6 protein-coding genes are annotated in these 11,678 nt (G+C 69.9%); 2 read left to right on the top strand and 4 right to left on the bottom strand.

Annotation, left to right across the window (positions count from 1 at the left end):
- The first annotated feature begins 10 nt into the window (after positions 1 to 10).
- Entirely contained in the window at positions 11 to 643 is a 633-nt protein-coding gene (gene bspR / locus AQ610_RS13590; RefSeq protein ID WP_006025009.1) for a T3SS transcriptional regulator BspR, read from the top strand.
- Positions 644 to 661: 18 nt separating this feature from the next.
- Here the strand turns inward: bspR and AQ610_RS13585 are convergent, their stop codons facing one another.
- Together AQ610_RS13585 and AQ610_RS13580 are read right to left on the bottom strand one after the other, a co-directional pair.
- Complete coding sequence (locus AQ610_RS13585) at positions 662 to 2,131, bottom strand: polyhydroxyalkanoate depolymerase (protein WP_009911705.1); 1,470 nt, start codon at positions 2,129 to 2,131, stop codon at positions 662 to 664.
- 218 nt (positions 2,132 to 2,349) lie between these two features.
- Positions 2,350 to 4,182, bottom strand: a complete 1,833-nt coding sequence (locus AQ610_RS13580) for a glycoside hydrolase family 15 protein (RefSeq protein WP_006025012.1) — start codon at positions 4,180 to 4,182, stop codon at positions 2,350 to 2,352.
- Positions 4,183 to 4,416: 234 nt separating this feature from the next.
- Between AQ610_RS13580 and AQ610_RS13575 the strand changes: the two genes are divergently transcribed.
- A complete protein-coding gene (locus tag AQ610_RS13575; RefSeq protein ID WP_006025013.1) occupies positions 4,417 to 5,592 on the top strand; it encodes a lactonase family protein in 1,176 nt (391 codons plus the stop codon).
- A 66-nt stretch (positions 5,593 to 5,658) separates the two neighbouring features.
- Here AQ610_RS13575 and AQ610_RS37360 read toward each other — a convergent pair whose 3' ends face one another.
- Both AQ610_RS37360 and AQ610_RS13565 read right to left on the bottom strand, forming a co-directional pair.
- Complete coding sequence (locus AQ610_RS37360; RefSeq protein WP_006025014.1) at positions 5,659 to 10,404, bottom strand: DNA translocase FtsK; 4,746 nt, start codon at positions 10,402 to 10,404, stop codon at positions 5,659 to 5,661.
- Between the two features lie 175 nt (positions 10,405 to 10,579).
- The gene (locus AQ610_RS13565) at positions 10,580 to 11,128 is read right to left on the bottom strand and encodes an META domain-containing protein (protein WP_006025015.1); all 549 of its coding nucleotides are present in this window, start codon (positions 11,126 to 11,128) and stop codon (positions 10,580 to 10,582) included.
- Positions 11,129 to 11,678 lie beyond the last annotated feature (550 nt).

Below are 11,678 nucleotides of genomic sequence, written 5' to 3'. Positions count from 1 at the left end.
AAACGCCACTATGAATCAGCCAAAAATCAAAAGAGACCCAGAGGGAACCCGGCGCCGGATCCTGCTCGCGGCGGCCGAAGAATTCGCGACAGGGGGGCTGTTCGGTGCGCGAGTCGATCAGATCGCGCGCCGCGCCGAAACCAACGAGCGCATGCTCTATTACTACTTCGGCAGCAAGGAGCAATTGTTCACCGCGGTGCTCGAATATGCGTTTTCCGCGCTGATGGAGGCCGAGCGGGCGATCGATCTCGAAGGCGTCGCGCCCGTCGAAGCGATCACGCGGCTCGCGCATTTCGTGTGGGACTACTACCGCGATCATCCCGATCTGCTGCGCCTGCTCAACAACGAGAACCTGCACGAGGCGCGCTATCTGCAGAAATCGACGCGCATTCGCGAGATGATCTCGCCGATCGTCAAGACGCTCGACGGCGTGCTCGATCGCGGCCAGAAGGCGGGGCTCTTCCGCACGGACATCGATTCGCTGCGGTTCTACGTGACGCTGTCGGGGCTCGGCTACTACATGGTGTCGAACCGCTTCACGCTCGCCGCGATCTTCGGCCGCGATTTCAGCGCGCAGCACGAGCGCACCGAGATGATCAAGATGAACACCGAGTTGCTGCTAGCGTTTCTGTTGAGGCGCTGAGCCGGACGGGCGCGCGCGTCAGGCGACCTTGCGCGCGCGCGGCAATGCGGCTTTCGTCGCGGCGCGCTTGGCGGCGGCCGGCTTCGCCGCACGGGTTTTCGCGGCGGGGCGCTTCGCGGCCGTCAGCCTGAGCGCGGCCGCCTTCGCGGGCGCGGCGCTTATCGTTTCGCTGCCCGCCGTCGACCGGCTCGGCGTGGAAGGCGAAGTCGACGTGGAGCCGGCCCGCGGCGTCGGCTTCTTCGGCTGCGACGCATGCTCGCGGATGAAGTCGCGCAGTTGCGGATAGATGATCGTGCGCCAGCGGCGGCCCGAGAAAATGCCGAAGTGGCCGCACTTCTCGGCGGTGAGACTGCGGCGGTGCGCCTGCGGGATGCCCGTGCAAAGCTCGTGCGCGACGTGCGTCTGGCCGCTGCCCGAGATGTCGTCGAGCTCGCCTTCGATCGTCATCAGCGCACTCGAATGGATGTCGGCCGGCTTCACGCGCTCGCCGTGGATGTCCCACGTGCCTTCGGCGAGGCGGAACTCCTGGAACACGATGCGGATCGTGTCCAGATAGTATTCGGCCGCCATGTCGAGCACCGCGTTGTATTCGTCGTAGAAGCGGCGGTGCGCTTCGGCGTCTTCCTCGTCGCCGCGCAACAGGCTCTGGTAGAAGTCCCAGTGCGATTGCGCGTGGCGCTCCGGATTCATCGCGACGAAGCCCGTGTGCTGCAGGAAGCCCGGATAGACCTTGCGGCCTTCGCCCGGATAGTTCGCCGGCACCGTGTGGATCACGTTGTTCTCGAACCATGAATGCGAGCGGTTCGTCGCGAGCGAATTCACCGACGTCGGGCTCTTGCGCGCGTCGATCGGGCCGCCCATCATCGTCATCGTGAGCGGCGTGTCCTCGCCGCGGCTCGCCATCAGCGAGATCGCCGCGAGCACGGGCACGGTCGGCTGGCACACCGAGATCACGTGCAGGTTGCGCGCGCCGATATGTCGGATGAATTCCTGGATGTAGTCGACGTAGTCGTCGAGATGGAACGGGCCGACTTCGGCGGGCACCATCCGCGCGTCGATCCAGTCGGTGATGTAGACCTTGTGATCTTGCAGCAGCGTGCGGACCGTGTCGCGCAAAAGCGTCGCGTGGTGGCCCGACAGCGGCGCGCACACGAGCACGACGGGCTCGTCCTTCAGTTGCCCGACGGCGCCCGAATCGTCCGCGTAGCGCTTGAAGCGCAGCAGCCGGCAGAACGGCTTCTCGATGATCGTCTGCTCGACGATCGGAATGTTGTGCCCGTCCTTGACGATCTGGTGAATCGCGAACTCCGGCTTCTCGTAATCCTTGCCGAGCCGGTACAGCAATTCGTAGCCCGCCGCGAGGCGCGTCGCGCCCGGCACGAGCGAAAGCGGGCTCGACGGATTCGCGAACGATTTGGAGGCGGCTTGCGCCCAGGCGGTCAGCGGGCTCAGCATCGCCCGCTGGAATTCGTGCAATTGGTAAAGCATGCGAGCTCCCGATGGGAGAACGGTGCGCGAAGGCGGCGCGGGGCGCCGCGGCGTGCCGTGTCAGTCAGCAATCGGACCGATTCACTCGTCGGATCGAATCAGTCGCGACTGATCATATCGGACATTCAGGGGTGTCGCAACGCAGCATACCCGCATTTCCGAGCGTTGCTTCGACATCTGACCTTGTCTTACGTTTGTCGCGCAAACGTGGTTCGGCGCTAGCGTCCGGCGACGGCGTCCGCCGCCGTAGGCTGGCCGGCCGCGCGCAGCATTTCCTCTTCATGATGCATCAGGTTGAACGCGGTGTGCACGAGCCCGACGTGCGAGAACGCCTGCGGGAAATTCCCTACCTGGCGACGCGTCACGGGATCGTATTCCTCGGCAAGCAGGCCGAGGTCGTTGGTGAGCGACAGCAGGCGGCGGAACAGCGCGTGCGCATCGTCGATGCGGCCGAGGAGCGCGAGATTGTCGACGAGCCAGAAGCTGCATGCGAGAAACGTGCCTTCGCCGGGCGGCAGGCCGTCGTCGTATTCGCTCGTGTGGTAGCGCAGCACGAGGCCGTCGCGCATCAGGCCACGCTCGATCGCGGCGACGGTGTCCGAGACGCGCGAATCGGTGGGCGGCAGGAAGCCGACGAGCGGCAGCATCAGCACGCTCGCGTCGAGCGCGTCGCTGCCGTAGCTCTGCGTGAACGCGCGCAGCCGCGGATTCCAGCCGTTCGCGCAGACGTCCGCGTGGATCTCGTCGCGCACCGCGCGCCAGCGCTCGAGCGGCGCGGGCAGCCGGAACATCTCGGCCGACTTGATCGCGCGATCGAACGCGACCCACGCCATCACCTTCGAGAACGTGAAGTGCCGGCGGCCGCCGCGCGTCTCCCAGATGCCTTCATCCGGCTCGCGCCAGATCTTCTCGAGGTGCGCGAGCAGCGTCGTCTGGACCGACCAGACCGTGTCGTCCGCCTGCAGGCCGCCCACACGCGCAACGTGCAGCGCGGCCATCACTTCGCCGAACACGTCGAGCTGCAACTGGTTCGCCGCGTTGTTGCCGATGCGCACCGGGCGCGAATCGTGGTAGCCCGGCAGCCAGTGGAGCTCCATCTCGGGCAGGCGCCGCTCGCCCGCAATTCCGTACATGATCTGGATCTGCTCGGGCGAGCCGGCCATCACGCGGCCGAGCCACGTGCGCCACGCGCGCGCCTCGTCGTAGTAGCCGCCGCGCATCAACGCGAGCAGCGTGATCGTCGCGTCGCGCAGCCAGCAGTAGCGGTAGTCCCAGTTGCGGGTGCCGCCCAACTGCTCGGGCAGCGACGTCGTCGGCGCGGCGACGATGCCGCCCGTCGGCTCGTACGCGAGCGCCTTCAGCGTGATCAGCGAGCGGCGCACGGCGGCCGCGTAGCGGCCGCGCAACGGGCACCGCGCCGACCATTCGAGCCAATGGTTCTCGGTGCGCGCGAGCATCGACAGCGGCTCGCGCGCGGGCGGCAGCCGCAGGTGCGACGGCGCGTAGGACAGCGAGAACGGCACGCGCTCGTCCGCCTTCACCGTGAATTCGGCGACCGTATGCAGGTTCTCGCCCGACAGCGGCACGGGCGTGCGCAGCACGACCGTATCCGGGCCGGCGATCGCCTTCACGCCCGCCTCGCGCGGCAGCCGCGTGACCCACGGGACCGAGAAGCCGTAGTCGAAACGCAACACGAGCTGCATCTGCATCTTCATCTCGCCGCGCCGGCCGACGACGATCCGCACGAGTTCCGACCAGCCGCTGCCGGGCGGCATGAAGTCGATCACCGTGACGGCGCCGGCGTCGTTCTCGTAGTCGGTTTCGAGGATCAGCGTGTCGCCGCGGTAGCGGCGCGACGTCGCGCTCACGCGCACGTCGTCGGCGGGCGCGACGAGCCAGCGGCCGTGCTCCGGCGTGCCGACGAGCGCGGCGAAGCACGCGCCGGAATCGAAACGGGGCCAGCACAGCCAGTCGACCGAGCCGTCCCGGGAGATCAGCGCGGCCGTGTGGCCGTCGCCGACGAGGGCGTAGTCTTCGATGAGGGCGGGCATGGGCGGCGATCCTCCAGCAATCCTTGTCGTTCACGATCCGGGCATTTTCGCGCCGCGCTGTACGGCGGCGCGCACGGGCCCGTATACTCGGCGGACTGCGCGGCGCGGGCGTTCGAAGGGCCCGCGCTTCGCAACATCACATCACTTGAGACGGATCGATGCAAGGAGGTTCCGATGACCCGACGCGCTCACGCGCCTTCGTCGTTCGCTTTCCCGCTTAGGCTGAGTCACTGGATGAAAGGTTTCGCGCTCGCGCTGCCGCTTTTCGGCAATCCCTCGTTCGCGCAGGATGCGAGCGGCGGCCCCGCGGGCGGCGTGTACAACCTGCTCGTCGGCACCTATACGGGCGCGGGCAGCGACGGCATCTACGTGTATCGCTTCGATACCGACTCGGGCCGCGCGACGCCCGTGTCGTCGGCGAAGGCCGAGAACCCGTCGTACCTCGTCGCGAGCCGCGACGGCCGCCGCGTGTACGCGGTCAACGAACTGCCGGGCGACGCCGGCCCCGCGAGCGTGCGCGGCGGCGTCAGCGCATTCGCCTTCGACGCGAAGACGGGCGCCCTCCAGTTCGTCAACCGCGTGTCGGCGCAAGGGAACGATCCGTGCTACCTGAGCCTGTCGCCGGACGGGCGCTATCTCGTCGCGGCGAACTATTCGGTCGCGTCCGATCCGGGCGGCAGCTTCTCGGTGTTTCCGGTCGAGGCGACGGGCGCGCTCGGCGCAGCGGTGCTGAACGTGCATCACGAGGGCACGGGCCCGGTGACGGGGCGGCAGGACGGCGCGCATGTCCATTCGACCGTGTTCTCGCCGGACGGCAAGTACCTGTTCGTGCAGAACCTCGGCGCGGACAAGCTCTACTCGTACCGCTACGCGCCGGACGGCGGCCGCGGCCTCATCGGCCCGACCGAGTCGCGCTACACGCTCGTGAAGGCGGGCTCGGGCCCACGCCATCTCGTGTTCGGCGCAAGCGGGCGGTTCGCTTACGTGACCAACGAGCTGAACGCGTCGGTCGGCGTGTACCGCTACGACGACGGCCGGCTCGCGCACGTCGAGACCGTGCCGATGACGGCGCCGGGCTTCGCGGGCAAGGTCGGCGGCGGCGCGCTGCATCTGTCGCCGGACGGGCGCTTCCTGTACGCGACCAATCGCGGCGACGCGAACGACATCGTGATCTACGCGGTGAACGCGGCCGACGGCAAATTGAAGCTCGTCGGCCGGCAGTCGAGCCTCGGCAAGACGCCGCGCGAGTTCGCGATCGATCCGAGCGGCAAGTGGCTCATCGTCGGCAACCAGGACAGCGACAGCGTGTTCGTGTTCAGGCGCGATGTCGCGAGCGGCCGCCTCGAGCCGAATCCGGCGCAGTTCAGGATCGGCAAGCCGGTCGACTTCACGTTCGTGCCGGTGCGGTGACGCCGGGCGGCGCGCCGCCCGGCATCGAAGCCGTGCCGCGCTTCGCGCCGCCGCGTCCCGCCGCGCTTACTCGGCCAGCGGCGGCGCGAGCACTTCGCGGCTGCCGTTGATGCCCATCGGCGATACGAGGCCGGCCGCTTCCATCTGCTCGACGAGCCGCGCCGCGCGGTTGTAGCCGATGCGCAACTGCCGCTGCACCGACGAGATCGACGCGCGCCGCGTGCGCACGACGAACGCGACGGCCTCGTCGTAGAGCGGATCGGCTTCCGCGTCCGGCGCTTCGCCGAACAGATCCTGTGCGCCGCCTTCCGCGCTCGGCCCGTCGAGAATGCCTTCCTCGTACTGCGGCTCGCCGAACTGCTTCAGGTATTCGACGATCCGGTGCACTTCCTCGTCCGCGACGAACGCGCCGTGCACGCGCTGCGGGTAGCCCGTGCCGGGCGGCAGGAACAGCATGTCGCCCTGGCCGAGCAGCGATTCGGCGCCCATCTGGTCGAGGATCGTGCGCGAGTCGATTTTCGACGACACCTGGAACGCGACGCGCGTCGGAATGTTCGCCTTGATGAGGCCCGTGATCACGTCGACGGACGGGCGCTGCGTCGCGAGGATCAGATGGATGCCGGCTGCGCGCGCCTTCTGCGCGAGCCGCGCGATCAGCTCCTCGATCTTCTTGCCGGCGACCATCATCAGATCGGCGAGCTCGTCGATCACGACGACGATGAGGGGCAGCGTCGACAGCGGCTCGGGATCGTCGGGCGTCAGCGAGAACGGGTTGCCGATCTTCTTTTCCTTCGCGACGGCGTCGCGGATCTTCTGGTTGAAGCTCGCGAGGTTGCGCACGCCGAGCGCGGACATCAGCCGGTAGCGCTTCTCCATCTCGCCGACGCACCAGGTGAGCGCGTTCGCGGCGAGCTTCATGTCGGTGACGACGGGCGCGAGCAGATGCGGGATGCCTTCGTAGACCGACAGCTCGAGCATCTTCGGGTCGATCATGATGAGCCGCACGTCCTCGGGCGTCGCCTTGTACAGCAGCGACAGGATCATCGCGTTGATCGCGACCGACTTGCCCGAGCCCGTCGTGCCGGCGACGAGCATGTGCGGCGCCTTCGCGAGATCGGTGACGACCGGGTTGCCGGTGATGCCCTTGCCCATCGCGATCGTGAGTTGTGATGCCGAGTGCTGGTATTGGCGCGACGCGAGAATTTCGGACAGGCGGATTATCTGGCGCTTGGCGTTCGGCAGTTCGAGGCCCATGCAGGTCTTGCCGGGGATCGTCTCGACGACGCGGATCGACGTGAGGCCGAGGCCGCGCGACAGGTCCTTCATCAGGCCGACGATCTGGCTGCCGCGCACGCCGAGCGCGGGCTCGATCTCGAAGCGCGTGATCACCGGGCCCGCCGACGCGCCGACGACCGTCACCGGCACCTTGAACTCCTGCAGGCGCTGCTCGATGATCTGGCCGGTTTGCGCGAGATGCTCGTCGGAGATCGCCTCGATCGTGTCGCAGGCGGGCTCGAGCAGGTCGAGCGTCGGCAGCTCGACGTTCGACGCGGCGGGCGCGTGGAACTCGAACGCGTTCGGCGCGGGCGGGCGGGTCGGGCGGGCGGGCTCGGCGGGGACGGCGTTCGGCTGGGGGGCGGGCGCCGTCGACGTGGCGGAGACGGGCGATGGGGCGGGCGTTTCTGGTGTGCCTGGTGCGCCGGCGACTCGCGTGGCTTGCGCAACGTCCGGCGCGGCGGCCGATGCACCGGCGGGCGACACGATCGCATTCGACGCGGCGGCGAGCGCAGGAGCGACGCTCGGTGAAATGCTGTCCGCCGTGGAGGCGACCGAGGTTGCGACACCTGTCGACGCAATCGCCGGCGTGCTCGCGGTCGACGCGACGGCCGATGCGCCTGTGAGCGACGCGATCGAATTCGATACGGCCGCGCTTGGCTTGGCGCTGCCGGGCAGCGTCGCATTCGGCACGTTCGGCGGCGCGGCAGTGGCACCGGATGCGGCTCGATCGAACGCGGGTGCGCTAACAGCAGGCGTCGTGGCGTTCGCGCTTGCCGTTGCGGCCGGCTCAGTCGCGGCCGCCGCGCGGGCCGCGTCGAGCATGCCGAATGCCGCGCCGACGATGCCGATCGCGCCTGCTGCATGGCCTGTCGACGTCTGCGTCGTGGAAGGCGCCGAAACGACCGGGGCCGCCGCGGCGCCCGGCGTCGCCGGCGCAGCCGGCGACATGGCCGAAGCAGGTGCGCTTTGGACGTTCGAGTCGTTCGATACGGCTGCCGCGGTCTTGTCCGGAGCGGGCGCTGTCATGCTTTGCGTCGCGGCTTGCGCTTCGCTGTGCTGAATGCCCGTCGTGGGACGGGCAGTGGCGTCGCCCGATCGGAGGAGGGCGGCCGCGCCGCTCGATTGCGGCGCGATGGGCGCCGGTTGCGAAGCGGTCGCGCCGATTGCGGTCGCGGCTCGCGGCGATTGTGATTGCGATTGCAAATGCATGCGCGATTCGGTTTGCGTGGTCGCGGAGGCAGCGGCCGCAGCGGCGGTATCGCTCGCGTCCTCCCGTGGCGCGAGCGCGCGTGGCATGTCGTCGACCGTGGGCGACACGCTCGTCGCCGCGCGCGAATCGGCGGCGACGGCCGGCCGCGCAACGGCTTGGGCGGTCTCGTTGCTCGCGGTCGCGATCGACTGGCGATCCATCGCGTCGGCGTTCATCGCCGCGGCTTGTGAGCCGACATCAGCGGCGGTCGCGGCAGCGGACGGCGAAGCAGGCGCGACGCCTGCCGGGACGGCGGCGGGGTGCCGTTCGTTCCCGTTCGAGGCGGCGGCGCTCATCGATTTCACCGTCGACAGCGGCATGTCGGCGGCGTCGGGTGCGAAGGACGCGTTAGCAGGACGCGCCTCTTCGGTCGCCGTCAGCGCCGCCTCGACGGCGATGTCCGTTTCTCGGCCGTGCGCGACACATGTGCCCATGCCGACGCTGGAAGCGGGATCGACGGCCGACGCAGCCGCGCGAGCGTCGGCGTCGGCGTCGGCGATCGCGTCGGAGCCGACGGCTGCGGGCGCCGCGCATACCGTCGTCGATTCGACGGCAGCGATTACGCCGTCCTCGGCAGCGCAGGTGACGCCGTCGGCGACGCACGGCGCAATTTCATCGTCAGCCGGCGCAACCGTTGCGATGCCCGCAGGGGCCGCGACGGCGGCCGTTTCCGCGGTCGTCGGCGCGTGCCTGCCCGACGCGGCCGTCACCGCCGCGCCGTGCGACGGCGCAGCCGATGCAATCATCGATTCACGCGCCGTCCCAGGTGCTGCGGCTGCGCCCGTTGCGCCCGCCAGCGCCGTCCATTGCGCGGCGCTGGCCTCGATCGAACGCAGTGTCTCGTGCACGCTCGCCGCAGGCGCGATGCGTTCCGCAGGCTTCTCGTTCCACGCATAGAGCGGCGCGCGCGCCGGGCCCGCCGGCCGCTTGCGCGCGATCTCGGCGGGTGCCGCCGCCGTCTGCGCGCGGGCTGCGGGTTGCGGGGGCGTCGCGGCGCCGTCGCGCGCCGCGACGGTTGCCTGCCGCGACGGCGTGAACGTCATCGGCCGATTGCGGGCCGCCGACACGGCGGCCTGCGTCACCGGCCGGCGCGGCGCGAAGCGCGGATCGGGCGGGGCCGGGCGCGCTTGCGCGCGTTTGCCGATCGCTGCGACGGCTGCGGTCGATCCGATCGGCTTCGCGACGCCGGTCGCAGCCGGCGCGAACGCGGCGGGCGACGTCGCCGACGAACCGGGTGCAACGGGCATAACGAGCGAGGCGGCTGCCCCGCCCGTCGATGCCGCGTGGCTCGCCGCCTTCGGCAGTCCGCCCGACGCCATCGCCGCACCGGTAGGCTTCGCGGCGGCAGGCTTCGCGGCGGCGGTTGCCGCGGGCGTGGCCGAAACGGGGGGCGGCGTTTTCGCGATGCCGCTTCCCGGCATCGCGAGACCGGCGGTCTTCGGCATGCCGCTCGCCGATGGCGTCGGATCGACCGTCATCGGCGCGTTGTCGGCGGGCATGGCGATGCCGGCCGTTTTCGCCGGCTCGGTGCCGGCAGCCTTTGCGAATGCGGCCGTCGACGTGCCGGCGCCGGCCGTTTTCGCGACGCCGGCCGTCACCGTTCCCGCTGCCGCAGTCGATGCCGCGCCCCGCGACGGCGCGCCCGGCTTGAGCCAGCCGGCCGGCGCGGCCGGCTCGACGGCGGCCCGCGCCGCGGCGCCCGCCGGCGCGTTGCGCCGGTCGCCGCGCTGCGCGTCGTTCGGCTTCCAGAGCGTCGGCCGCGCATAACGGCCGTTCTGCCGTGGCGCCATCGGGTTGACCGTATGCGCGGTCGTCGGCTGCACGTCGGCCGCGCGGCGCACGCGCCGGTCGTCGTCGCGGTGCAATGCGGCGCGCGGCAGGTCCGCGACGCCGCGCGATTCCTCGTCGCCGCGCTCGCGCGCGAAGCGGATGCCGAACGATGCGTCGAGCCACGTGTTCACCTGCCGCCAGCGGACGCCGACGAGCCACGGCAGCCCGACGACGAACAGCGCGACCATCGCGAACGGCGTGCCGACGTGGCCGAACACGCGCTCGAAGCCGCCCGCGAGCGCGTGGCCGAGCGCGTTCGTCGTCGCGTCGCCCGTCAGCGCGGTCGCGAGCGTGCAGCTCGCGATCAGCACGCAGAAGAAGCCGAGCCATAGCCGGATCGAGCCGGGGCCCGCGAGGCCGCCGCCGCCCGGCAGCGACGCCTTGGCGAGCCGCCAGAAAAGAGGAATGAACCAGACGGCCGAAAAGCCGAACCAGCCGAGGACTACCGTTTGCATGCTCAGAAACAGGAGGAGGACGGGGCGCGACGCGCGACGCCGTCGAGTTTAACCGGTCGACGAAGATGTTTTCAGGAACGGCGCGCCGTCGCGCCGCCGTCGTGCGCGCGGCCCGGCGGATGGCGCCCGCCGTCCGGTTCGCCGGCAGGGCCGTCCGCCGCGCGCCGCGCGGCGCTTACTTGCCGTCGCGTCGCGCGAACGTCAGCGTCGCGCCGTCGTCGGTGATGATGATCAGTTGCTGCGGGGCGCGCATCTGCACGCCGGCCTTCGAGATGTGGCCGAGCGCGGCGAGGTAGTCGCGCTCGAGCGCGGCGCGCGCGGGCGCGCCGCACGCCATCCGCGTGCCGGCGAGCGGGCCGAACGCGAGCACGCCGTTCTTCACGTCGTAGGTGCCCATGTAACGGTTGCAGCCCGAGAAGCCGGCCGCGCGCCGCACGCCCGTTTCGGTCGACAGCGCGAGCTTGATCGGCTCGCCGTTGTCGCCGTGCGGGATGTCGCGCGCCGAGCCGTCGGCGTTGCGCCAGCCGACGAGCTCCCAGCTCGTGTCGTCGATCAACTGGATCGTCGCGGGGTTGAACGGATCGGGGGCGGGGGCGCCCGAATCGGGATGAGTCGGCATCGTGCAGGCGGCGAGAAGCGCGGCGACGGTCAGCGCGCCGAGCGGCGCGCGCAGCGAGCGGACGATGCGAAAGCGCACGTGCGCGGCTGCGGATGAATTGAACATGACCTCGTTCCTCTTCGAATCTTCAATGTTGCGGGCGAAGCCGTAAGGGTAACGCACTCGTGTCGTCGGACGCGAGCGGACAGTCGCCGCACGCGTTCGTTCATGCGTTTTGCGGCGACGATGCGATGCGTTTCTTGCGCGATTCGGCGGCAATGCGGGGTGTCGCGACCGATTGGCGGCCGATTGGCGGCTGATTGACGAGGGATGGTTGCGAGACGCGGGCGTGTGGGAGGCAAGGATGACGCGTGCCCGTTGCGTTCCCCGCGCTCGTCCTGCCCACGGCGCCTTATCGTGGGTGTCGCCGACGTGCCGGGTCCGCGCATTGCTCGATGATGCGGATGTCTTCGCGTTCGCGAGGCGAGCGGCGCTGTCGACCGACGGCGGGCCGACGGATCGCGGCGGGCGCGCTTGAAGCCGTCGACGCCGCGATGACCGCCGAGCGGCGCGACAGGCGTGGAGAACGCAAGAGGCGCGCGAGCGCGCGATCCCGGCTCCCAAGCCCCGCGTGTTAGCATCGCAAGTCGTTTTCTCCATCCATCATCCAGCGGGA

Source organism: Burkholderia humptydooensis, from assembly GCF_001513745.1.
Taxonomy (GTDB): domain Bacteria; phylum Pseudomonadota; class Gammaproteobacteria; order Burkholderiales; family Burkholderiaceae; genus Burkholderia; species Burkholderia humptydooensis.
This window is presented reverse-complemented; position numbering and strand designations above follow the sequence as displayed.